The 24051-nt window shown below is 68.9% G+C and carries 19 protein-coding genes; 11 read left to right on the top strand and 8 right to left on the bottom strand.

Annotated elements, in window-relative coordinates; translation table 11 throughout:
- Nucleotides 1–263: 263 nt before the first annotated feature.
- From rpoN to mnmH, 3 genes are all read right to left on the bottom strand, one after another.
- Nucleotides 264–1559, bottom strand: a complete 1296-nt coding sequence (gene rpoN / locus LV780_RS17470; protein ID WP_108221266.1) for an RNA polymerase factor sigma-54 — start codon at nucleotides 1557–1559, stop codon at nucleotides 264–266.
- Between the two features lie 71 nt (nucleotides 1560–1630).
- The gene (locus tag LV780_RS17465; RefSeq protein WP_108221267.1) at nucleotides 1631–2740 is read right to left on the bottom strand and encodes an FAD-dependent oxidoreductase; all 1110 of its coding nucleotides are present in this window, start codon (nucleotides 2738–2740) and stop codon (nucleotides 1631–1633) included.
- A complete protein-coding gene (gene mnmH, locus LV780_RS17460; RefSeq protein ID WP_108221268.1) occupies nucleotides 2741–3793 on the bottom strand; it encodes a tRNA 2-selenouridine(34) synthase MnmH in 1053 nt (350 codons plus the stop codon).
- A 204-nt stretch (nucleotides 3794–3997) separates the two neighbouring features.
- On the opposite strand from mnmH, the gene LV780_RS17455 reads away from it, so the two are divergent.
- Entirely contained in the window at nucleotides 3998–5026 is a 1029-nt protein-coding gene (locus LV780_RS17455; protein ID WP_108221269.1) for a homocysteine S-methyltransferase family protein, read from the top strand.
- A complete protein-coding gene (metH, locus tag LV780_RS17450; RefSeq protein ID WP_108221270.1) occupies nucleotides 5023–7725 on the top strand; it encodes a methionine synthase in 2703 nt (900 codons plus the stop codon). Before LV780_RS17455 ends, metH begins: the two co-directional genes overlap by 4 nt.
- Before the next feature lie 18 nt (nucleotides 7726–7743).
- Here the strand turns inward: metH and LV780_RS17445 are convergent, their stop codons facing one another.
- Nucleotides 7744–8883, bottom strand: a complete 1140-nt coding sequence (locus tag LV780_RS17445) for an AI-2E family transporter (protein WP_044249288.1) — start codon at nucleotides 8881–8883, stop codon at nucleotides 7744–7746.
- Nucleotides 8884–9155: 272 nt separating this feature from the next.
- On the opposite strand from LV780_RS17445, the gene LV780_RS17440 reads away from it, so the two are divergent.
- Together LV780_RS17440 and LV780_RS17435 are read left to right on the top strand one after the other, a co-directional pair.
- On the top strand, nucleotides 9156–10631 hold the full coding sequence (locus LV780_RS17440; protein WP_101339871.1) for a sensor domain-containing diguanylate cyclase: 1476 nt from the start codon (nucleotides 9156–9158) through the stop codon (nucleotides 10629–10631).
- 134 nt (nucleotides 10632–10765) lie between these two features.
- Nucleotides 10766–11764, top strand: coding sequence for a zinc-binding metallopeptidase family protein (locus tag LV780_RS17435; RefSeq protein ID WP_108221271.1), 999 nt, complete (start codon nucleotides 10766–10768; stop codon nucleotides 11762–11764).
- Between the two features lie 17 nt (nucleotides 11765–11781).
- On the opposite strand, the gene LV780_RS17430 is transcribed toward LV780_RS17435, so the two are convergent.
- The 3 genes from LV780_RS17430 to LV780_RS17420 all read right to left on the bottom strand — a co-directional run bounded on the left by LV780_RS17430 (nucleotide 11782) and on the right by LV780_RS17420 (nucleotide 16016).
- Nucleotides 11782–13983, bottom strand: a complete 2202-nt coding sequence (locus LV780_RS17430; RefSeq protein ID WP_108221272.1) for a PAS domain-containing protein — start codon at nucleotides 13981–13983, stop codon at nucleotides 11782–11784.
- Between the two features lie 200 nt (nucleotides 13984–14183).
- The gene (locus LV780_RS17425) at nucleotides 14184–15368 is read right to left on the bottom strand and encodes a zinc-dependent alcohol dehydrogenase (RefSeq protein ID WP_108221273.1); all 1185 of its coding nucleotides are present in this window, start codon (nucleotides 15366–15368) and stop codon (nucleotides 14184–14186) included.
- Nucleotides 15369–15371: 3 nt separating this feature from the next.
- The gene (locus LV780_RS17420; protein ID WP_108221274.1) at nucleotides 15372–16016 is read right to left on the bottom strand and encodes an SRPBCC family protein; all 645 of its coding nucleotides are present in this window, start codon (nucleotides 16014–16016) and stop codon (nucleotides 15372–15374) included.
- A gap of 176 nt (nucleotides 16017–16192) precedes the next feature.
- Between LV780_RS17420 and LV780_RS17415 the strand changes: the two genes are divergently transcribed.
- From LV780_RS17415 to LV780_RS17400, 4 genes are all read left to right on the top strand, one after another.
- Nucleotides 16193–16510 carry a hypothetical protein gene (locus tag LV780_RS17415; RefSeq protein ID WP_233864006.1) on the top strand — a complete coding sequence of 106 codons (318 nt, stop codon included), beginning with the start codon at nucleotides 16193–16195 and terminating at the stop codon, nucleotides 16508–16510.
- Nucleotides 16511–16732: 222 nt separating this feature from the next.
- Nucleotides 16733–16954, top strand: coding sequence for a hypothetical protein (locus LV780_RS17410; RefSeq protein WP_101339876.1), 222 nt, complete (start codon nucleotides 16733–16735; stop codon nucleotides 16952–16954).
- A gap of 224 nt (nucleotides 16955–17178) precedes the next feature.
- Nucleotides 17179–19380 carry a bifunctional diguanylate cyclase/phosphodiesterase gene (locus LV780_RS17405; protein WP_108221276.1) on the top strand — a complete coding sequence of 734 codons (2202 nt, stop codon included), beginning with the start codon at nucleotides 17179–17181 and terminating at the stop codon, nucleotides 19378–19380.
- A gap of 204 nt (nucleotides 19381–19584) precedes the next feature.
- Complete coding sequence (locus tag LV780_RS17400) at nucleotides 19585–20097, top strand: CopD family protein (RefSeq protein ID WP_108221277.1); 513 nt, start codon at nucleotides 19585–19587, stop codon at nucleotides 20095–20097.
- Here LV780_RS17400 and LV780_RS17395 read toward each other — a convergent pair.
- A complete protein-coding gene (locus LV780_RS17395) occupies nucleotides 20067–20582 on the bottom strand; it encodes a DUF2231 domain-containing protein (RefSeq protein ID WP_044249294.1) in 516 nt (171 codons plus the stop codon). The genes LV780_RS17400 and LV780_RS17395 overlap by 31 nt on opposite strands.
- Nucleotides 20583–20600: 18 nt before the next feature.
- Between LV780_RS17395 and LV780_RS17390 the strand changes: the two genes are divergently transcribed.
- Genes LV780_RS17390 through LV780_RS17380 form a run of 3 tightly spaced genes read left to right on the top strand, consistent with a single transcriptional unit; the run spans nucleotide 20601 to nucleotide 24033 of the window.
- Nucleotides 20601–21254, top strand: a complete 654-nt coding sequence (locus tag LV780_RS17390) for a cytochrome c oxidase subunit II (RefSeq protein ID WP_407647924.1) — start codon at nucleotides 20601–20603, stop codon at nucleotides 21252–21254.
- On the top strand, nucleotides 21251–23728 hold the full coding sequence (ctaD, locus tag LV780_RS17385) for a cytochrome c oxidase subunit I (protein ID WP_108221279.1): 2478 nt from the start codon (nucleotides 21251–21253) through the stop codon (nucleotides 23726–23728). Before LV780_RS17390 ends, ctaD begins: the two co-directional genes overlap by 4 nt.
- A complete protein-coding gene (locus tag LV780_RS17380) occupies nucleotides 23725–24033 on the top strand; it encodes a hypothetical protein (RefSeq protein WP_101339880.1) in 309 nt (102 codons plus the stop codon). The genes ctaD and LV780_RS17380 overlap by 4 nt, the downstream gene beginning before the upstream one ends.
- Nucleotides 24034–24051: the final 18 nt, after the last annotated feature.

Below are 24051 nucleotides of genomic sequence, written 5' to 3'. Positions count from 1 at the left end.
AAGACAAGAGCGCGCGCCCTCCTGCGCGGCTCTTGCCACGGACATGACCTGCCGGGCCGGATGATTGGGACGAGGCCCACTGCAACGACGAAACCTGACCATCAGCGGCAGGTCGAGCAGTCGCCGAACTTGCTGACCCCCGGCTCCATCACCATCAGGTCGGCGGGAGTGGCGACGCCCAGGGGAGCCGCACGGCGACAACGCGCATCAGCACCCATATCCGCTTCACAGCGGAGCGACGCGGGCAGGCCGGGGCGGGCCTGTCAGGCGACGCGGACGGGCCGGCGGCGCCGGCGGTGGGCCGGCGGAATGTTCAGGATCTCGCGGTATTTCGCGACCGTCCTGCGGGCAAGCGGCATGCCCCGGGCCGCCAGCGCCTCGGCCAGTGCCGCATCCGACAGCGGAGCCGCCGCATCCTCTTGCGCCACAAGCTCCGAGATCGCCGCGCGGACCGCTGCGGCCGAAGCCCCCCCCTCGGCCACCCGGCCGCTGAACATGCGCCGTAGCCACCAGGTCCCTCGGGGCGTGTCCACGCAGGTGCCCGAAACGACCCGGCTCACCGTGCTCTCGTGGATCTCGAGCGCCCCGGCCACATCGGCCATGGTGAGGGGGACCAACGCCGCCGGGCCCTCGTCGAGTGCCGCCTCCTGCCGAGCGAGGATCTCGCGCGCGACGCGCAGGAGCGTCGCGTTCCGGGTCTCGATCATGCGCCCCACCGCCTGCGCCTGTGTCCAGGCGGCGCGGGCGGCGGCCGTCGCGGGGCGCTTGTCCGGCTTGCGGATCCGCACGGATGGCAGGGCCGAGCGATTGAGCGCCACTTCCCAGCCGGCATCGGTCAGGGTGGCGATCAGGTCGGGCTCGCGGACCGGCGCGGCGCCAGGGTCGAACTGGGCGCCGGGTTTGGGATCGAAGCTGCGGATCAGGCGCAGGCGCGCGAGGATGGCCGCCTCGTCGGTGCCGCACATGCGTGCGAGCCGCGCATGCGCGCCCTGCGCCACCAGGTCGAGATGGTCGAACATGGTGGCGAGGGCGGGATCGAGGCGCCCGGCCTCGACAGCCTGCAGCCGCAGGCATTCCGCAAGATTGCGGGCGAAGAGGCCCGCGGGCTCGATCCGCTGGAGGCGGGCGAGCACCGCCTCGACCTCGGCCACCGCAACACGGGCCTGACCTGCAACCTGAACGGGATCGGTGCCGAGCCACCCGGTCGGCTCCAACCCCTCGGCGAGCAGCATGGCGATCCGCCGCTCGGGCCCCTTCGGGAACAGCCGGTCGATCTGGCCCATCACATGCGCCATGAGGCTCGGCCCGGCCGCCCCCGCCGCCTCCACGGGCGGCCCATCCCCGTGCGCCATGCGCGGCAGGACGCTGGTCCAGCGCGGCAGCCACTCGGCGGACTGGACCCGTTCCAGCTGGATGTGGGGGTTCTCGCCCGCCTGCTCCTCCAGATACCGGGTCAGGCCCTCGGCGTCCGAGCTGAGGATGCGGATCGAGGCGGTCAAACCGAGGTTCAGCTGCAACCGCTGCGTCTGGGCGATACTGATGCGCTGTCTCGACTTCATGATCCGGCGAGGCTAGCAACCGGAAGACCGCCTTGCAACCATTGCGGGAACTTCTGCGCGATGGGACCGCCTCAGGGCGCGTCAGGGCGGAACTGCGCCATGAAACGGCGGTCGATGCGATCCTTCCACCGCCAGAGCAGCGCCCCTTCGAGCCGCAGTCCGAACTTGTCGGCAACCGCCACGCGCCCGCCGCAGGAGATGAGCTTCAGGTAGTCGCGCTGCGGCCTATAGGCCCGCATTGGTCCCCCGGACAGGGCGGCCTGCAGGTTTCGGCGCAACACCGGGGCCTCGCGGACGGCAAAGACACCGGCCTTGGGGCGCGGCGCGTGCGTAAGATGCGCACAGTCGCCGGCTGCGAAGATCGCAGGGTCCGACGTCTGGAGGCTCGGCCCGACGCGCACGAAGCCACGCTCGAGCGCGAGGCCGGTGTCTTCCAGCCACTTCTGCGGCCGCGCCCCGGCGACCGTCAGGGTGAAATCCGACGCGATCCGCGCGCCGTCCGCAAGGATCACCCCGCCGGATTCTATACGCTCCACCTCGGCCCCGGTGAGGAGGCGAATGTCCAGCCGCGCCATCCGGGCGAGCAGCGCCCTCCTCGCGCCGTCACCCAGGCCGGGAAGGGCCGTGTCCGCCCGCTCGATCACCGTGACGCGGGGCCGCGCACCCGCCGACCGCAACCGGAAGGCCGAGGCCATCGCCAGTTCCACCCCACCGGTGCCGCCCCCGATCACCACCAGCCTCGGATCTGCGGGGCGGGACGCGAGGAACCTGTCCCATCGGTCGGCATAGGAGCCGAGCGGCTTGGCGGCCACCGCATGTTCGGCGGCACCCGGCACGCTCGGCAGGTCCGACGAGATGCCCACGTCGATCGAGGCCACGTCGTAGGGCAGCGCCTCGCCGCCGGCGAGCAGCACCCTGCGCGCCGCGCGGTCGAGGCCCGTGGCCCGGTCGAGGACGAGCCGCGCCCCCCGTCGCCCGGCCAGCGCCGCCAGATCGATCATCATCTCGTCGCGGCTGTAGTGGCCCGCCACATGGCCGGGCAGCATTCCGGTGTAGGGCGCGGTCGGGTTCGGGTTGACCAGCGTCACCCGCACCTCGGGCGTCGGGACCCACCCATGCAGCACGAGCGCGTGGGCGTGCCCGCCGCCGATCAAAACCAGATCGCGCGGACCTCCCTCCATTCAGCGCCCCGCCAGCCGCGCGACCCTCGCGGCCACTCGCGCCGCGAGGGCGGGAAGGTCGTCGAGCGTATCCGTCTCGACCAGATCGGCCGCCCTGCCCGCGCGGGCACGATGTTTCGCGTAGCGGGGATCGTAGTGGCGCTCCATCAGCTCCGCGGCCAGGTCTTCGAAACGGCCCTGCGCGGCCAGCCCATGCCACTCCTCGATGGCCTTCGCCGGATGCAGAGGACGGAGCAGGTCGATCACCTGTCCCAGCCGCGGCCCGTCCTCGACCAGATCGCGATAGGCGCGGACCAGATAGGCCGCCCGCGCGCCCACGGGGGCCGAGACCTCGATCCGGGGGGCCGCCTGCATCGCCTTCCAGAGGCCGGGCGGCAGGCGGATCTCGCCCACCTTGCTCGACTCCGCCTCGACCACCACGGGCCGCACCGGATCCAGCCGCGAGAGCGCCACCGCCAGACGGCTCTCGAACCCGCGCTGCGCAGGCTGCCCGCCCGCGAACGCGCCAAAGAGCGAGCCGCGGTGGTTGGCCAGCCCCTCGAGATCGAGAACCTGCACGCCCAGCGCCCCGAGCTGGGCAAGAAGCTCGGTCTTGGCCGAGCCGGTGTTGCCGTCGATCACCACGACCGGCGCACGCACCGCCCGTTCGTAAAGTTCGCGGACCACGAGGCCGCGCCAGCTCTTGTAGCCGCCCTCGAGCACCTCGACGCGCCAGCCGATCTGGCCAAGGATCATGGCGAAGGAGTTCGACCGCTGGCCGCCGCGCCAGCAATAGACGAGCGGCCGCCAGCCGCCGGGCCGGTCGGCCAGAACCTCCTCGATGTGGCGGGCCGCGTTGCGCGCAACGAGGGCCGCGCCGATCTTGCGGGCCGAGAAGGGGCTGACCTGCTTGTAGATCGTGCCCACGCGGGCCCGCTCTTCATTGTCGAGCACCGGCAGGTTGATCGCGCCGGGAACGCGGTCCTCCACCCACTCGGCGGGCGAGCGGACGTCGATCACGTCGTCGAAGCCGTGACGGATGAGCTGGTCGAGATCGGTCGCGCGGAGGGCCATGGCCCGTCCTATCCTGCCCTTCGGGGCTTGACCAGCGGACGCACGCGCGCATCGCCTGCGCATCCCGGCACCGCCCGGCCCGCTGCGCGTCCTCATCCGCCCCGACATGAACGAATTGCATAAACATCCTGATTATTATGAAGATGGTGGTTTCCGTCCGACAAGGTATGGTCACACCTTACCTTGCCCTGACGGACCTGCCCGATGTTGCCCTTCTCACTGCCACCCTCCCCCGTCTTTCCCGTGCTCGATGCCCTCGCGCGCGAGCGCATCCTGATCCTCGACGGGGCGATGGGAACGCAGATCCAGCAACTCGGACTGGGAGAAGAGGATTACGCCGGGGATTGCGCCTGCCGTCACCACTCGGACCATCCGCAGAAGGGCAACAACGACCTGCTGATCCTGACGCAGCCTCAGGCGATCGAGGAGATCCATTTCCGCTACGCCATGGCGGGCGCCGACATCGTCGAGACGAACACCTTCTCGGCCACCACCATCGCGCAGGCCGACTATGGCATGGAATCCGCGGTGCGTGACCTGAACGTCGAGGGGGCGCGGATCGTGCGGCGGGCGCTTGACCGCGCCACCGCCATCGACGGCAAGCCGCGCTTCGTCGCGGGAGCGGTCGGGCCCACCAACCGCACCGCCTCGATCAGCCCGGATGTGAACGATCCCGGCTTCCGGGCCGTCACCTTCGACGATCTGCGCACCGCTTACAGCCAGCAAGTCCGCGGTCTGATCGAAGGGGGCGCCGATCTCATCCTGATCGAGACGATCTTCGACACGCTGAACGCCAAGGCCGCGATCTTCGCCTGTTTCGAGGCCTTCGCCGAAGCCGGGCGCCGGCTGCCGCTGATGATCTCGGGCACGATCACCGATGCCTCGGGGCGCACGCTCTCGGGCCAGACGCCCACCGCCTTCTGGCACTCGGTGCGCCATGCCCGGCCCTTCACTGTCGGGCTGAACTGCGCGCTTGGCGCGGCGGCCATGCGCCCGCATCTGGCCGAACTCGCCGGCGTCTCCGACAGCTTCACCTGCGCCTATCCGAACGCGGGCCTGCCCAACGCCTTCGGCCAGTATGACGAGGGTCCCGAGGATACGGCCGCACAGGTGGCGCGGTTTGCCCGCGAGGGGCTGGTCAATATCGTCGGCGGCTGCTGCGGCACCACGCCCGACCACATCCGCGCCATCGCGGACGCGGTGGCGGGCCTTGCTCCGAGGGCCGTGAAATGAGCCGCCACCTCCGCCTCTCGGGCCTCGAGCCCTTCGTGCTGACCCCCGACATTCCCTTCGTCAACATCGGCGAGCGGACGAACGTCACGGGCTCGGCGCGCTTCCGCAAGCTGATCACCAACCGCGACTATGCGGCCGCCCTCGAGGTCGCGCGCGATCAGGTGCAGAACGGTGCGCAGATCCTCGACGTGAACATGGACGAGGGGCTGATCGACTCGAGGGCCGCCATGGTCGAGTTCCTCAACCTGATCGCGGCCGAGCCCGACATCGCCCGCGTGCCGCTGATGATCGACAGCTCGAAGTGGGAGGTGATCGAGGCGGGGCTGAAATGCGTGCAGGGCAAGCCCGTCGTCAATTCGATCAGCCTGAAGGAGGGCGAGGAGATCTTCCGCCAGCAGGCCGGGCTCTGCCTCGCCTATGGCGCGGCGGTGGTCGTCATGGCCTTCGACGAAGAGGGACAGGCCGACAGCTTCGCCCGCAAGACCGGGATCTGCGCCCGCGCCTACCGCATCCTCGTCGAGGAGATCGGCTTCCCGCCCGAGGACATCATCTTCGACCCGAACATCTTCGCCGTGGCCACCGGCATCGAGGAGCACGACAACTACGGCGTCGATTTCATCGAGGCCACCCGCTGGATCCGGGCGAACCTGCCCCATGCCCATGTTTCGGGCGGCGTCTCGAACCTGTCCTTCAGCTTCCGCGGCAACGAGCCCGTGCGCGAGGCGATGCATGCCGTCTTCCTCTACCATGCCATCCGGGCAGGGATGGACATGGGGATCGTCAACGCGGGCCAGCTGGCTGTGTATGACCAGATCGACCCAGAGCTGCGCGAGGCCTGCGAGGATGTGGTCCTGAACCGTCGTCGCGACGCGACCGAGCGGCTTCTGGCCGTTGCGGACCGCTTCCGCGGCGGCGCCCGCGAGGAGAAGGTGCGCGATCTGGCGTGGCGGGACTGGCCGGTGGAAAAACGGCTGGAACATGCGCTGGTGAACGGCATCACCGAATTCATCGGGGCCGACACCGAGGAGGCCCGGCTTGCGGCCGAGCGGCCGCTGCATGTGATCGAGGGCCCGCTGATGGCGGGGATGAACGTGGTGGGCGATCTCTTCGGCGCGGGCAAGATGTTCCTGCCGCAGGTGGTGAAGTCGGCGCGCGTGATGAAGCAGGCGGTCGCGGTGCTTCTGCCCCACATGGAGGCCGACAAGGGCGGTGCCCGCGAGGCGGCCGGCAAGGTGCTGCTGGCAACCGTCAAGGGCGACGTGCACGACATCGGCAAGAACATCGTCGGCGTCGTGCTGGCCTGCAACAACTACGAGATCATCGACCTGGGCGTGATGGTGCCGCCGGCGAGGATCCTCGAGGTGGCGCGGGCCGAGAAGGTGGATGTGATCGGCCTGTCGGGCCTCATCACCCCGTCGCTGGACGAGATGGTGACGCTCGCCGCAGAGATGGAGCGCGAGGGCTTTGGGGTTCCGCTGCTGATCGGGGGGGCCACGACCTCGCGGGTGCACACCGCCGTCCGGATCGCGCCCGCCTATCACCGCGGCCCGGCGGTGCATGTTGCCGATGCCAGCCGGGCGGTGGGCGTGGTGAGCCAGTTGCTCAGCCCGACGCAAAGGCAGGCCTATGTCGAGGGGCTGCGCGCCGACTATGCGCAGGTGGCCGAGCGCCATGCGCGGTCCGAGCGCGCCAAGCAGCGCCTCTCGCTCGCCGCCGCGCGGGCCAATGCCCTCCGGCTCGACTGGCCGTCCTATTCCGCCACCCCGCCCACCTTCACCGGGGTCCGGGTGATCGAGGACTGGGATCTGGCCGAGATTGCGCGCTACATCGACTGGACGATGTTCTTCCATGCATGGGAGATGAAGGGGGTCTGGCCGCGCATCCTCGAGGATGAGACGCAGGGCGAGGCGGCGCGCGCGCTCTTTGCCGACGCGCAGGCGATGCTCGAGCGGCTGGTGGCGGACCGCTGGTTCACGCCCCGCGCAGTGGTGGGCTTCTGGCCGGCCAATGCGGTGGGCGACGACATCCGCCTCTATGCCGACGAGAGCCGGCGCGAGACGCTCGCCACCCTCCACACGCTGCGCCAGCAGGTGCCCAAGCGCGAGGGCCGGCCGAACGTGGCGCTCGCGGACTTCGTGGCGCCCGAGGGGACGGCGCCCGACTGGGTTGGCGGCTTTGTCGTGACCGCCGGGCCGGAGGAGGCCGCGATTGCCGACGGATTTGACCGCGCGAACGACAACTATTCCTCGATCATGGTCAAGGCGCTCGCCGATCGCTTCGCCGAGGCGATGGCCGAGATGCTGCACGAACGTGTCCGCCGAGACTACTGGGGCTACGCGCCCAATGAGGCCTTCGCGCCCCAGGACCTCCACGCCGAGCCCTACCGCGGCATCCGGCCCGCCCCCGGCTATCCCGCCCAGCCGGACCACACCGAGAAGGTCACGCTGTTCCGCCTGCTCGATGCGACAGCGGCAACGGGGGTGGAGCTGACCGAGAGCATGGCGATGTGGCCGGGCTCGTCGGTCTCGGGCCTCTACATCGCCCACCCCGAGTCCTACTACTTCGGCCTCGCACGGATCGAGCGCGACCAGGCCGAGGATTACGCCCGCCGCAAGGGCATGCCGCTGGCCGAGGTCGAGCGGTGGCTCGCCCCGGTGCTGGGCAGCCGCCGCGAGGCGACCTCTCTGGCGGCGGAGTAGCGGCCCGGGCCCGGCCCGTCAGCCCCGCCGCTCCAGACGGGTGGGCGGCACCGGCTCGGCTCGCTGGCGCCTCATCGGCACGGCAAGCCCCTGCCGCGAAAGCAGCACCGCGATCGGCCGCAGCGGGTCGATCTCGGCGCTGACGATCATCAGCGCCACCATGATCGGCACCGACAGGAACATCCCCGGGATCCCCCAGACCGCACCCCAGAAGGCCAGGCTGATGATGATGCCGAAGGACGAGAGCTGCAGGGCCCTCCCCATCAGCATCGGATCGAGAACGTTGCCGCAAATGAACTGGATCGCGCCCACGAAGGCCAGCAGCGACAGGGCGGTGGCGACATCGACGGTCTGCACGAATGCGACCAGCACGATCAGCAGCGTCGAGACGATCGAGCCGATGCTCGGTATGAAATTCAGGATGAAGGTCAGCATCCCGAGCGGCGCCGCCAGGTCGAGCCCGAAGGCCAGGGCCACGCCCCAGACCAGCAGGCCGGTGATGGCGCTGACCAGGGTCTTGACCAGCAGGTAGCGGTTCACCCGCCGCATGATCGAGCCCACGATCTCCTCGACGCGCCGCGCGCGGTCGGGGTCTCCGATCAGGTTGAGCAGCTTGACCGGGAACCAGACCCGCTCCGCAAAGAGGAACCCCACGAACAGGATCACCAGAACCGTGGCCTGCATCAGCGCCCCCGCCTGCGCAGCCAGTGTCCGCAGGTAGCCCGAGATCTCGACGGCGCGGATCGAGGAGAGCACCGCCTCTTCCGCATCCTGTCCAAGCCACGAAAAGATTGCCGCCACGGCCGCAGGGGCCTGTTCGCTGTAGCTGAGGGCGGTCAGCAGCACCGTGTTGACCTGCGAGACGATGACCGCCGCCACCGACAGGAGCACCGTGGCCAGCAGCAGCAGCGCAAGGCTGGTGGCCAGCCAGTTGGGGATCTTGACCGGTCCGAAGCGAACGCGCCCGACCAGCGCGATCGCATCGCTCGTCAGGCTGAAGAGAATGACCGAGACGGCCAGCGAGATGAGGATGAACTGGGCCTGAACCAGCAGGAAGAGCACCACCGCAAAGGCGATGATGACCAGCGCCCCGGTCTGCACGCGGGCAACGAGCGTGCGGTCCTTGGGCGGGCGGGGCGCGGGGTCTGTGTCGGGCATGGATGGTCCGTGAAAGAGGCGTTGCTGCCACAATGGCGATCCCGCGCCTGCGCGGCAACCGTCGAAGGGTCCGCAGGATGCCCCGGACGTTCCGCACAATGCCGCGGCCTGCCGTTCCGATCGTCATGATCTTCTTGAAGCGGCGGAAATTCGTGCAGGATTGCCGCAACTTGAGCTTTACGAATTGACTGCAGTTGCATTAGCACATCGGCAGCGGTCACGAGTGCATCATGTGGTTTGTCCGATCCATAATTTCCGAAGAGGCGTGACTCATGACCATCGAGCCGAGGCCAATCGAGGAGTCCGCCTTCGACCTCGCCCCCGTCTCGATGTGGATCGAGGATTTCAGCGGTGTCCGCGCCCTGATGGACGAGTGGCGGGCCGAGGGGGTCGAGGATATCCGCGCCTTTCTCGAAGCCGACCTGTCGCGCGTTGCGGCCTGCTCGCGCCGGATCAGGGTCATCAAGGTCAATGCCCGCACCCTCGACCTCTACGAGGCGCAGGACATGGCGCATCTGGTGGAAAATCTCGGGTCGGTCTTTCGCGACGAGATGTTGCAGAGCCATGTGAACGAGCTGTCGCAACTCTGGGCGGGTGAGACGAGCTTTGCCAGCACGGCGGTGAACTATTCGCTGACCGGACGCCGGATGGATATCCAGTTGCGCGGCACGGTGCTGCCCGGCTCCGAAGACAGCCTCGAGCGCATCCTGCTCACGTGCGAGGACGTGACCGCCCGCGAGGAGGCGCGGCGGCGCGAACTCGTGAGCCGCCGCTATGCCGAGGGCATCTTCGAACATTCGCCCGTCTCGCTCTGGGTCGAGGATTTCAGCCAGATCCGCCACCTGCTCGAGAATCTCCGCTCGCGCGGGATCGTGGATCTGCGGGTCTTCACCGACGTCCACCCCGAGTTCGTTCGCCAATGCATGGGCGAGATCCGGGTGATCGACGTGAACCGCGCGACGCTCGAGATGTTCTGCGCCCCTGACAAGCGCACGCTTCTCAGCCGGCTGCGCGACGTGTTCCGCGACAACATGGAGCAGCATTTCCGCGAGCAACTGATCGAGTTGTGGAACCATCACTATTATCACAGCCGGGAAGTGGTGAATTACGCGCTCGACGGCACGGAACGGGCGGTGATCATGCATTTCGCCGTGCTTCCGGGACATGAGCATGACTGGTCGCTGGTGCAGGTCGCCCTGACCGACATTACGGCGCGCAAGAAGGCCGAGGCCTATCTGGCCTATCTGGGCAAGCATGACGTGCTGACGGGCGTCCACAACCGGGCCTTCTACATCGACGAGTTGAACCGGCTCGAACGGCAGGGGGTGCGGCCGGTCTCGGTGGCGATGCTCGACCTGAACGGCCTCAAGGGGGTCAATGACGCGCTTGGCCATGACGCGGGCGACCAGCTGTTGCGCCGGCTGGGCGAGGTGCTGAAGGAAGCGGCGGGCGACACGAACCATGCGGCCCGGATCGGAGGCGACGAGTTTGCCGTCGTCATGCCGCGCGCGGGCGAGCCCGAGGCGCAGGCCATGCTCGACACGATCAAGCGGCTGCTCGCGGTGAACAACCGCTTCCATTTTGCCGCGCCGCTGGTCGTCTCGATGGGTGCCGCCAGCAGCCAGGCGGGCGAGTCGATGGAGTCCCTCGTGAAACGGGCGGACCAGCGCATGTACGAGGACAAGCGGAAGTTCTACTCCGAGATGGATCGCCGGGCACCTCCGGCGGCGCAATCCGCACACGGATAGGGGCGGAAAGGCCCGGGCCAGGGCCGCAGCTGCGCCGTCATCGGGGCGGAGCCATCCCCCAGCCCGCAGAAGAACCGGAACCGAAGCCCGTCGGCCGCCGTTGGGCGCGGTCGCTCTTCAGTCACGGTCCCACCTTGCAACGCTTCAGCTGTCCCTCCTGCCGGCAGGAGATCTTCTTTCGCAACACCGCCTGCCTCGCCTGCGGGGCGCAGCTTCGGTTCGACCCGGACACAGGCTTTGCCGACCTGCAGGAGGGTTCGGGCACGCCCTGCGCCAACCGCGAGGTGATCAACTGCAACTGGACCGCGCACGAGGGCGTACCTCTCTGCCTCTCGTGTCTGCACACGACCGTCGTGCCGGACCTGTCCATCCACGACAACCGCGAGCGATGGGAACGGATCGAGACAGCCAAGCGGCCGCTGATCCTCATGCTGCACCGGCTGCACCTGCCTCTCTTCGACGGGCGGGGCGCCGCCGTGCCCCGGTTCGAGCTGAAGGGCGATCCGCTCGACGGCAGCGCGCCCCGGATCCTGACCGGCCACGCCAATGGCACCATCACCCTCAACATCGCCGAGGCGGACGACGCCGAGCGCGAGCGGATCCGCTCGGAGATGAACGAGCCTTACCGCACCCTCACCGGCCACCTGCGCCATGAGGTTGCGCATCACTACTGGGACGTTCTCACCGAGGGCCGGGCCGACCGCCTGGGGCAACTGCGCGAGGTCTTCGGGGACGAACGGCAGGATTATGCCGTAGCTCTCCAGACCCATTATGCCGAGGGACCGCCGCCGGATTGGCCGGACCGTTTCATCTCGGCCTACGCCACGGCCCATCCCTGGGAGGACTTCGCCGAAAGCTGGGCGCATGTCTTCCACCTGCTCGACGGGATCGAGACGGCGCAGGCCTTCGGGCTGCTGACTTCGGCCACACTGCCCCAGGGCCTCGACGCGCTGATCGAAGAACCGATGTCACGGCTCACCGGGGTCTGGGTCGAGCTGGTGATCGCCCTCAACGCGGTCAATCAGGCGCTGGGACACGAGACCTTCTATCCGTTCGTTCTGGCGCCCGCCGTCGTCCGCAAGCAGGAGGCGATCCGCGCCCTGATCCGCGAGGCGGGCCGCAGCGGCGGCTGAACCGCGGCGGCCCCGCGTCAGGCGGACAGCGGCGGAGCGCCGGCCGAGGGCACCTCGGGCGCGGGCATCGCGATCTCGATGTCGCAGCGCACACCTTCGGGCCGGAAATCGAGCTTCACCGTGCCCGCCACCTCGGCCGCCAGGACCGTCTCGATCATCCGCACCCCGAAGCCGGCCCGCGAGGGCGGCACGACATGGGGCCCGTCCGCCTCCGCCCAGACCAGATGCAGCCGCGCGTCGGGAAGTTGGGTCCAGCGGATCGTCACGCGGCCTTCGCGAGCAGAGAGCGCCCCGTATTTCATGGCGTTGGTGCACAGCTCATGAACCGCCATGGAAAGCGGCACGGCCGAGCGGGGCGGCAGCATCACGTCCGGCCCGTCCAGCGTGACCGCCTCGGCGTTGGCGCCGCATCCGGCGACCGAGGTGCCGATGATCTGGCGGAGCGAGGCCTGCGCCCAGCTCTCGTGCCGGAGGTGACTGTAGGCCCCCGCCAGGGCCTGAAGCCTGCCGTAGAAGGCGTCGCGCGCCTTCGCCGCCTCGGGGATGCCACCGAAGGACTGGCGCGCCACGGCCTGCACCAGCGCGAGGATGTTCTTGACCCGGTGATCCATCTCCTCGAGCAGAAGCTGTCGCCGCTGCTGGGCAAGCTTCATGTCGTGGATATCGGTGCACGAGCCCATCCAGCGCAGGATCCGCCCCTCGGCGTCGCGCACCGGCAGGGCGCGCCCCAGCATCCAGCGATAACAGCCGTCGCGATGGCGAAGCCGGTGTTCGATCTCGTAGGGTTCCCCGGTGGCAAGCGCCTGCTTCCACCTCAGGTCCATCTCGGCCCGATCCCCGGGGTGGAAGAACGCGTGCCACCCCTCGCCGTCGGCCGGGCGCGCGGGCGCGCCAGTGACATCCGTCCAGCGCTGGTTCAGGAAATCCACCTGCCCGCCCGGCTGCGCGGACCAGACGATCTGCGGCATGGTCGAAGTGACGGTGCGGAACATGGCCTCGCTTTCGCGCAGCGCCTCCTCGCTGCGGCGCCGTTCGGTCACATCCTTGAACACCATCGCGAACCGGCCGTGCGCCGAAAGCGGGGTGGCAAAGACATTGAACCAGCGGCCCATCGCATCCGACGGCAGCTCGAAGCGCAACGTCTCGCGCCCCAGCCCCACCCGGGCGTAGGTCTCGATCCAGTGCCGCTCGAGATCCGGCACCAGTTCAAGGGCCGTCCGGCCCATCGGGTTCGAGAGGCCCGTCATGCTCTCGAACAGGGGGTTTGCCTCGAGAAAGCGGTAGTCGATCGGCTCGCCCGCCGCATCGGTGACCATCTCGCAGATGCAGAAGCCTTCATCTATGGCCGAGAAGACATCGCGGTAATGCTCCTCGCTCTCGCGAAGCTGGGCCTCGGCGCGCTTGCGGGCCGAGATGTCGTAGGCCACCCCCACGATCCGCTCGGGCTGGCCGTCGCGATCCCGCTGCGTCTCTCCCACGAGGCGCAGCCAGCGATCGCCACCGCCCGCAAGCGTCAGCCGAAGCTCGACCTGCATCGGCTCGCCGCGCAGGGCCGCAGCCTCGGCATTCCGCAACGCGGGCAGGTCCGCGGCATCGACGCGCGCCTCGAAAAGCGCGGCCGGGATCTCGCGCGGCAGGTTCTGCACGCCGAGGAGCCGCGCCGCATCTCCGCCCAACTGCACCACGCGCCGCGCCAGATCGAGCTGCCAGACGGTCATCCGCCCCGCACCCAGAGCGACCCGCAAGAGCGCATCCTGCTCGTCGCGCGTGGTAAGGCCGGCCAGCCGGGTGGAGACATGAACGTGGGCCGGCTCGAGATTGCACGCGGCCTCGTCGCCCTCCGACCCGGGCAATTCCACGTCGACTCCCGTAATGCCGATGGCGGCGCCATCCGCGCCAAGGATCAGCCGGCCGTGGCTGAGGACGCGACCGATGCTGCCGTCGGCCCGGATGATGCGGAAGCTGTGGCTCTGGCGCGTCTTGCGGTGCGTCAGAAACTCGCCCACGGCGGCGAAGAGCCTGTCCCTGTCCTCCGGGTGGATCATCTGAAAGAACTGAAGGACGCCGGGCTCGGGTGCGTCGGGGGCAAGGCCGTAGATCTCTCGCTGCTCGGCCGACCAGGTCAGCGACTGACGGCGCAAATCCCAGCGCCAGCGGCCGAGCCCAAGCTCGGCTTCGCCAAGATCCCGGAGACGCTCCTGAACGCGGCCTTCGTCCATCGTCCCAATCCCTCCTCCGGGAGCCTCGGCCCGGACGGCGCTGCGATAGCGGTAACGCTCAATATGATCCCCATCTTCCGGGTTCCGCAACATGAAGTTGGTCCGGGACCCCCAAAGAGGGGATCCCGGACCCTTCGTCATCCAGCGGCTCAGGCGCGGTCATCGGGCCGGAGCGCACCGGCCGTTGCCGCACCGGCGGATCAGGCGACCGCCATTCCCGGCTTCAGCACAACCTTCGTCCATTCGTTCTGGTTGTAGCGGAAATTCTCGTAACCGCGTGCGGCCTCCTCGAGCGGAAGCCGGTGCGAGATCAGGAAGGTCGTGTCGATCTCGCCGTCGCCGATCCGCCGGAGAAGCTCCTCGGTGTAACGCTGCACATGGGTCTGCCCGGTCTTGAGCGTGAGCCCCTTCTCCATCAGCGCGCCCAGCGGAAACTTGTCGAGAAAGCCGCCATAGACGCCGGGCACCGACACGCGCCCACCCTTGCGCACCGCCATGATCGCCTCGCGCAGCGCGTGGGCGCTGTCGGCGCCAATGCCGATCCGCTGTTTCATGTTGTCCATCAGCGTGTCCGGCATGAAGCCATGCGCTTCCATCCCGACCGCGTCGATGACCGCATCCGGCCCGAGCCCGCCCGACATCTCCATCAGCGCCTCGAGCACGCGGGTCCGGCGGAAGTCGATCACCTCGGCGCCGAGCTTGCGGGCCAGCGCCAGCCGCTTGGGATATTCGTCGATGGCAATGACCTTGCCCGCGCCCATCAGGAAGGCGGACTGGATGGCAAAGAGACCGACGGGCCCGCAGCCCCAGACAGCCACCGTGTCCCCCTCCTGGATCTCGGCGTTCTCGGCGGCCATCCAGCCGGTCGGCAGGATGTCGGACAGGAACAGCACCTGCTCATCGTCGAGCCCGTCCGGGATCACGATCGGCCCCACGTCGGAATAGGGCACCCGGACATATTCGGCCTGCCCCCCCGGATAGCCGCCCGTCAGATGCGAGTAGCCGAAGAGGCCGGACACCGCATGGCCATAGAGCGGCTCCGACAGGTCCTGCTTCTCGGCCGGATTGGAATTGTCGCAGGCGGAGAACAGCTGATGTTCGCAGAAGAAGCACTTGCCGCAGGAGATGGTGAAGGGCACCACGACCCGCTGCCCCTTGGTCAGGGTGCTTTTCGGGCCGGTCTCGACCACGCGGCCCATGAACTCGTGCCCGAGGATGTCGCCGGACATCAGGCCCGGGATCACGCCGTCATAAAGATGAAGATCCGAGCCGCAGATGGCCGTGGCCGTCACCTCGATGATCGCGTCCCGCGGATTGACGATCTCGGGATCGGGGTGGGTCTCGACGCGGACATCGTGCTTTCCGTGCCAGGTGAGTGCGCGCATCGGTCAGTCCTTCCGGTTGCGGGAGGTGGCGATCTCGCCCGCCTCCATCAGCATCTTGAAGCGGCGGAGTTCGCGCCGCCCCTGCAGGGCGGGGGCGAGGCGGAAGAGCCGCGAGACCATCCGGCCGACCTCGCCTCCGGTTGGAATGTAGGCCACCACGGCCTCGACTTCGGTACCACGCCCTGCGGGGGCGTCGCGGAACGTCACGGCCCCCTCCGCCCGGATGTCCGACGCCTCTGTCGAGCGCCAGGCGATCAGTCGGTCCGGCACCTCCTCGATGATCCGGGTCTCGAGCGTCGCGGTCCGGCCGAGGGGCATGGCGATGGTCCAGCGGCTGACATCCCCCACGGCCGTCACATGCTCGATCGACTCCATGAACCGGGGAAGGTTCGAGAAGTCGCGCCAGAAGGCGAAGAGTTCGGAGCGCGGCCGGTTGATGGTCACGGTCCGGCCGGCGGGCGCCGGTCCGTCCTGGAACGAGGATCGGGCGGAGCGGTCGGGAGCGTCGTCGTTCGGCCGGTAGGCGACAGGGTTCTCCCGGGACCTGGCGATGGCCCAGGCGGTCACGCCGGCGGCAACTCCCGCCCCGGCGAGGAGCGCGAGCGTTCCGGGCTCGGGGCCGGTCCGTTCGGATCGGTAGAGCGGCATGGAGATCTCCGGTTGCTGACAGGGGTTGGCCTGCGCAACCGGGCCGCGGCGGATAGGTTCCAGAGGCCCGCCCTCGAAGGAATCCTTGCCTTGGCCGCCTCGACGGGCAAAGTGCCGCGATGCAATCGGCCCCCGTCCCCGTCAGCGGCATCCGGCGCGCCTTCGTGATGCGCCTAATGTCCGTCCTTGCCACCCTGCTGCTGGTGATGCTGCCCGCGGCGGAGCGGCATCATCTGCCGGGGGGCCTGCTCGCACATCATCCCGACGCAATCCTCGCGCCTCGCGGTCTCGAGCCCGCACTGGCGCCCGCCAGCCGCGGCGAGCGTCCGCCGCTGGCCGCCAATCCCATGGCGTTGCACGGCGATCGGCAGGATCTCGCGCCTCCTGGCGGGCATCGCCTCCTGCGGGTGGCGCGCGATGAGGCACCGCGGCCCCGCCCGGCCGAGGTCTTCTTCCTCGCGCGGGCGCCTCCGGTGCCGGCCTTCGCCCACTGATGTGACCCGCGGCCCTCGTCGGGCCGGCACACCGGCATCTCTCGGAACGCGCCGTCCGCCCCTGCGGGGTGACACGGTCGTCTTCCCCGCCGTCGGACATGCCGTCGGCAGCCTGCCCCGACCGGGGACACGGCTGCCGGGGCGCGGTCGCCGATCACCCTCACCGCTCAACGGGCCGACGGGCACCGCATGGTGCCGGCGAGCCCTTTTCAGGACGAACCCATGACCACAGACCCTGCAATCCTCGGCGGGCTGCTGCCGGCCGCCGGCGCGCTCGCGCTGCTCCTTCAGGGCGGCAGGCGCAGCCTGCGGCGACGCGCCGAGCGCCGAGACGCCAAGGCCGAAACGGCCACCTCCCGAAGCGAGCGGAGCGAAGTCTTCCTCCACTGGATCCTGCTCATCCTCGGCCTCGGCGCCATCTTCGGCCTCGGGGCGCTGATCTGAAGGCCGGCCGGCTCCGGCCGGCCGCCACATCCCGACAATCTTTCGGATGTATCGGCGAGATAAACTTGAGATCACGCGGGGAATCACGGATGCAGGGCCTGGTGTTCCGAAAGGACATGACGGGAACGCTCCTCCGGTCAGAGGATGCCATTCGCGAAGCGTGAACCGCGGGGGCCGTGGGTCGGTGGGCAGGCGGCGGCTCGGGCCGCCGTGAGGAGATGAGGATGGACAGGCCCCGATCGTCCGTGTCGCTCTCGGCGCAACTCGTCGCCGCAATCCTGATCTCCTGCCTGATCGCCACGATCTCGGTCCTGTTCCTCAGCTTCACCGCCGTCCGCGCTGTCGATGCCGATGCCGAAGCCCGCCAGCTGCGCTTTGCGAACCGCGCCATCGAGGAGGAGGCCCGGCGGATCGTCTCCGAACAACAGGTATCGACCGTCTGGAACGAAGCGGTCGATCGCGTCAAGGCCGTCGATCACGACTGGATGGAGAACAATCTCGGCGCCTGGATGCACCAGCAGTACGGGCACGACGAAAGTTATGTGGTCGATACCGGCAATCATCCGATCCATCTCGCGCGCGAGGGCATGACGGTGCGGCCGGGGCCCGCGGCCGCCCTTCCCCCACCCCTCGCCGAACTCGCGCAGGACCTGCGCTCCGAGATGCAGCGGGCCACGCGGGATGAAGCGGACTCCACCCCGGATATCGCCGATCTTTCGCTGTCGCGCTTCCTGCTGCTGAACGGCAAACCGGCCCTCGCCGGCATCGTGCCCATCGTGCCCGACAAGCCCGACCTCACGCAGCGGGCGGGGACGGAGTATTTGCATCTGGCCATCCAGTTCGCCGACGCCGACATGGCCGAGCGGTTTTCCTCGACCTTCGAGTTCGACGGCGCCGCCTTTTCGGTGTCCCCCGGCCCCGAGGACAGGCTCTCCGTTCCCGTCAGGGACGCGGCGGGTGACGCCATTGCCTGGTTCGTCTGGCGCGCCGATCGCCCCGGCCATCGGCTCGTGGACGAGATGCTGCCGGTCGTCACGCTCTTCGCCGCCTTCGGAGCCGGGCTTCTGGCCTGGCTCCTGCGGCGCCTCTGGTCCGCGTCGCGCCGCCTGCACCAGAGCGAGGAGGAGGCCCGCTATCTGGCGATGCATGACCCGCTGGCCGGGATACCGAACCGCACGCTCTTCGAGGATCGGCTCGATCAGGCGCTGAAGGCCGAGAAGCGCGGCGGGCCGCCCGTCGCGCTGCTTTGCCTCGACCTTGACCGATTCAAGGCCATCAACGACACGTTGGGCCATCCGGCAGGCGACGAGCTGATCCGGCAGATGGCGGGACGGCTCTGCTCGCATGTGCGCGAGACCGACACGGTGGCGCGGCTCGGAGGTGACGAGTTCGGCGTGATCCTGATCGGCATGGGCAGCGAGGAAACGCTCGCGCGCTATTGCAGCGGCCTCATCCACCTGCTCTCGGCGCCCTGCGACCTCAAGACAGGCCAGGTTCAGATCAGCGCCAGCATCGGCGCGGCCTGTGCGGCGCGCTTCGACGGCGAAATGGAGGCGCTGATGCAAAGCGCCGACGCCGCGCTCTACCGCGCCAAGGCGGACGGGCGCGGGCGCTTCTGCATCGCCACGCCCGAAATGAACGACATGTTCCGTCTCCGCCACGAGATCGAGCGCGACCTGCGGCGGGCCGTTGCCGAAGGTGGCCAGTTCCAGGTGCTCTACCAGCCCATCTTCGATGCCGAGGGCGGCATGGTGGCAGCCGAGGCGCTGGTGCGCTGGACCCACCCCGTCCGCGGCGTGCTGGGACCGGAGAGCTTCATCGGCATTGCCGAAGACACCGGCCTGATCGAGCCGATCGGCCTTTGGGTGCTCGATCAGGCCTGCGTCCTGGCGGCGACATCCGGCCTGCCGAAGATCTCGGTCAATGTCTCACCGATCCAGCTGCGCCGCGCGGGCTTTGCAGAGGAGGTGCTGGCGCGGCTTGCGGCCCACCGTCTTCCGGGCCACCGGCTGGAACTGGAGGTCACCGAGAAACGCGCGCTGGACACCGGAAGCGAGACTCTGTCGAACTTCGATCGGCTCCGTGCTGCCGGCGTGTCGATCGCGCTGGACGACTTTGCCACCGGCCAGTCGCTCCTGCGCTATGTCCGCGACTACCAGATCGACACGATCAAGATCGACCGCTCGTTCGTGGCCCGGCTGGGCAGCGGCGACGGGACGGACCAGATCGTGCGCGCGATCCTCGACCTTGGGCGGGCGATGGGGATCGAGGTCACGGCCGAGGGCGTCGAGAACGCAGCGCAGCGCGAGGCCCTGCTCGGAATGGGGTGCCATGTGTTCCAGGGCTTCCTGCTCGGCCGGCCGATGGATGCCCTGCGACTCGCGGCCCTGAGCGCCCGCCACCGCCCTTCGCAGAAAAGCGCCTGAGGCGCAGCAGGAACCGTCGGCCTCTCCCGTCGTTGCCCCTGTGCGCGCAGGTCGCGCGCGGGTGATGCGACGCGGGATTGCGAAGCGGGAGCCAGTGCCCCCGCCCGCGCGCAGGTCACGCTTCGCGAGAGGGGAACGGATGAGGGCACGGAACATCGAGGCGCGTTCGGCGCGGCCGCCGTGCAGGCTGCGGGCTTGCCGGACATGATCGAGTTCCTCGGGCCGATCATCCCGCACCTCAAGGCGCTGCACATCTCGATGCTCGTGATCTGGTGCGGAGGGCTCTTCGCCCTGCCGCTGATGCTGAGCCACCACGACAAGGCAACGGGGCAGGCCGATTATTCGCGCGTGCGCCGTGCGACCCACTACGGCTACACGCTGGTGGTGACACCCGGCGCGGTGCTGGCCATCGCCAGCGGCACCCTGCTGATCTTCCTGCGCGAGGTCTTTGATCTGTGGATGTTCGCCAAGCTCGTCTTCGTGGCGCTGCTGGTGGCGTTCCATGCCTGGGTCGGCCACACGCTCGTCATCGTGGCCGAGACCGAGGGAACGCACCGCGTCCCCCCGGCCACAGGTCCCCTGCTGCTTCTGCTGGTGCCCGTGCTCGGGATCCTGACCCTCGTGCTCGCCAAGCCCGACCTCCATGGGATTCCGCTGCCCGACTGGCTCCAGGAGCCTCTGGGCATTCAGCTTCCCTTCGACGTTCCCAGCCGATAATCGAACACGAGCTTGCCGCCATGCCAGCCCGCTGCCGACACCATGATCACGCCGAAGCCCGAGAGCAGGATGCCGTAGGGCAGAACCGCCTCCTCGAACCCGAGGAGCCGGTAGCCCCAGTTCGCCCCCAGCACCGACAGAAGCGCCACGGCGATCACGAAATGCGTCCAGGCGGCCGCGCGGGCGCGGATGCCCGGCACCATCAGAAGCTCGGTCGTGCCCGTGACACCGGCCGCGAGGCCGAAGAGGAAGGCGGTTCCCGCAGCCCAGAGCGCCGCGCGCGCCCAGAAGATGTCGGCCGAGAGCCAGTAGAGCACGTCCGCCCCGAAGGCGCAGAAGGTGAGCGCGACCGGGAACGAAACGGTCATCGCATGGGCCGGATGACCCCAGATGGCAATCCGGCTTTCGGTCTCCTCGAAGGCGGGCGCAGAACTGATCGGGTCGATCAGCGTCTCGTCCTTCGTCTGCACCTGCTTTTCCGGCATCGGCTCCTCCTGCGCTGGCTGTTGCCCACTCTAACGCCGTTCCTGCTCTCCGGTTGCGCCGAGGATCTCTCGGCGGTGCATCCGGCAGGTCCGGCCGCCGAGGCGATCGCGACACTCTGGTGGGTGATGCTGGCCGGCGCCACGGCGATCTTCCTGCTGGTCGTGGTGCTGCTGACCCTGGCCATGCGCCCTCGACCGGGCGGCGGGAGCGAGCGGGTCTGGCTGCAGGGCATGGGCCTTGCCTTCCCGCTGACGGTGCTCGCGGCGCTGCTGGCCTACGGGCTCGTGATCGGTGAACGGCTTCTGCCGCGCGACCATCCCGACCGGGTGACGGTGCGCGCCGAGGCGCGTCAGTGGGAGTGGCGCTTTGGCTACGAGGACCGCCCGGACCTCGAGACCCGCGACATCCTTCACATCCCCGCCGGCCGGCCGATCGACGTCGAGATCACGAGCCTCGATGTCATCCACGGTTTCTGGGTGCCGCGCCTTGCCGGAAAGATGGACGCCATTCCCGGCCATGTGAACATCCTGCGGATCGAGGCCCGCAGACCCGGCGACTACGCCGGCGTCAGCGCCGAGTTCAGCGGCCCCGGCTACCGCACCCACCGTTTCACCGTCCGCGCGCTCGATGCCGCGGACTGGGACACATTCCTGGAGGAAGGAGCCCCATGAACGCCCTGCGCCGACACCGCATCCTCACGCGGATCTGGGCCTCGGAGCCCGGCTGGCGCGGCTGGTTCACCACCGTGAACCACACGGATCTGGGGCGGATGTTCATGTTTGCCTCCGCCGTCTTCTTCCTGATCGGCGGCATCCTCGCCATGCTCATCCGGGCGCAGCTTGCCAGCCCCCGCTCGGCCTTTGTCGGGGCGGAAACCTACGCGCAGCTCTTCACGATGCACGGGACCATCATGATGTTCCTGTTCGCGATCCCGCTGTTCGAGGGGCTGACGATCTACCTCTTGCCCAAGCTGCTGGGCTCGCGCGATCTGGCCTATCCGCGCCTGTCGGCCTACGGCTTCTGGTGCTATGTGCTGGGCGGCTCGATGCTGATCTTCGCGCTGCTGGCCGGGATCGCGCCCGACAGCGGCTGGTTCATGTATCCGCCCCTGGCCTCCACACTCGGCTCGCCGGGGATCAACTCGGACTTCTGGCTGCTGGGGATCACCTTCGTCGAGATCTCGGCCATCGCGGCGGCGGTCGAGATCGTGGTGACGGTGCTGCGCTTCCGCGCGCCGGGCATGTCGCTCGACCGGATGCCGATCTACGGGTGGTATGCGCTGGTCACGGCCACCATGATCCTGACAGGCTTTCCGCCGCTGATCCTCGGCTCGATCCTGCTCGAGCTTGAGCGCGCCTTCGGCCTGCCCTTCTTCCAGGTGGCCGAAGGTGGCGACAGCCTGCTGTGGCAGCATCTCTTCTGGCTCTTCGGCCATCCGGAGGTCTATATCATCTTCCTGCCCGCGGCCGGTGCGATCTCCACCATCCTGCCCGTCATGGCCCGGACCGAACTGATGGGCTACCGCTGGGTGGTGGCCGCGGCGATCGCGCTCGCCGTCCTGAGCTTCGGGCTCTGGGTGCACCACATGTTCACCACGGGCATTCCGCACATGGGGCTCGCGCTGTTCTCGGCCGCCTCGACCCTCGTCGCGGTGCCGACGGCGGTGCAGATCTTTGCCTGGATAGGGACGCTCTGGCGGGGCTCGCCTCAGATGCGGCTGCCGATGATGTGGATCCTTGCCTTCTTCGCCACCTTCGTCATCGGCGGGCTGACGGGCGTGATGGTGGCCGTCGTGCCGTTCGACTGGCAGGTGCATGACACGCATTTCATCGTGGCCCACCTGCACTACGTCCTCGTGGGCGGCTTCGTCTTCCCGATGCTCGCCGCGCTCTACTACTGGATGCCGCACGTGACGGGGCGGAAGCGGTTCTTCCGGGTGGGTGACGCCGCCTTCTGGCTGATCACGCTGGGCTTTCACGCGACGTTCCTGGCCGTCCACTGGGTCGGGCTGCTCGGCCAGCGGCGCCGGACCGAGACCTACGATCCCGGTCAGGGGTGGGAGGTGATCAATCTCATCTCCTCGATCGGCGGCTTCGTCATGGCGATCGGCTTTGGCCTCGTGCTGCTGGACGTGGCGATGAACGCGCTTGTGGCGGTGCGGGGCAGCCGCAACCCGTGGCGTGCGGGCACGCTCGAATGGGCGATGCCCACGCCGCCACCGGCCTACAATTTCGCGAGCCTGCCACAGGTTACCACGCGCGAGCCGCTGCACGAGGATCCCGATCTCGGCGTCAGGATCGCGAAAGGCGAGTTCTATCTTGGCGAGCCGCGGGGCGGCCGGCGCGAGACGCTGATGGTCGAGGTGGCCAGCGGAACGCCTGCGGCGCTGGTCGTCTATCCCGGCAACAGCGCGCTGCCCTTCCAGCTTGCGCTTGCCACGGGGCTCTTCTTCCTCGGGATGCTGCTGAAGACCTTCTGGCTGGTGCCGCTGGCGCTTGCGGGCGTCGCGGCCCTTGGCTGCCGCTGGGTCTGGAGCCTCACCTCCAGCCGCGACGAGGGCCGTCTGCCGGTCGGCCGGGGCGAGAGCCTGCCGCGCGAGGTGCCGGACACGCCGGGATGGTGGGGATCGCTCTTCCTGCTTCTGGCCGATGCGACGCTCTTCGGATCGCTGATGTTCGGCTATGCCTTCCTCTGGACGGTGGCGCCGAACTGGCCGCCGCCCGAGTGGCTGCAGCCCTCGATGCTCCTCATCGGACTTCTGCTTGGCGGAGCGGCGACCGCGCCGCTTCTGGTCCGCCTCGCGCTGCGGTCGGTCGCGGGCGGAGGCTCTCCGACACCCGCCTTGGCGGGAGCGTTGCTCGGCCTCGGCGCCCTGTCGGCGGCGGCGCTGATGCTTCTCTTCGCGCTGCCCGTGCCCCAGCGCCACGCCTATGATGCAACGGTGTGGGTAATCGGCGGCTATGCAGGCTTTCACGCGCTGCTCGCGCTGGGAATGACGCTGTTCGTGATGGTCATGCAGGGCCGCGGCCGTCTCTCGGCCTTGCGGATCGCGCCGCTCCGCATCCTGCGGCTCTGGATCGACTGGGCGGCCTTCGTCGGCCTCGTGGGTGTGGCCGCCGCCTGCCTGCCGGGGGTTCTGGCATGAGCGCGATCCTCCGCATCAGCCTGCCCCTCACGCTCTGGCTCGTCTGTTTCAGCGCGGTCTATGGCCTGCACGGTTTGATCTGCTCGGGCGGCTGGCCCGGGGGGCGGCCGGCGCTGGTCGCGGCGGCGCTGGTCTCGGTGGGACTGCAGGGGGTGCTCTTCCTCGCCCTCCGCTCGCACCGCTTCGGGGCACCTCCGGGCTTTGTCCGGCACACCAGCCTCGTCCTCTGCATCGCCGCGCTGTTCGCAACCTTCTGGAGCCTCGTGCCGGTGGCGGTCACCTCCACCTGCCTGCCTCCCGGCTGATGGGGCGAAAAAAATCTC

The sequence above is a fragment of the Cereibacter azotoformans genome, assembly GCF_021391315.1.
Lineage (GTDB): Bacteria > Pseudomonadota > Alphaproteobacteria > Rhodobacterales > Rhodobacteraceae > Cereibacter_A > Cereibacter_A azotoformans.
Note: the sequence above shows the minus strand (reverse complement) of the source record. Positions and strands in the feature narration are given on the sequence as shown.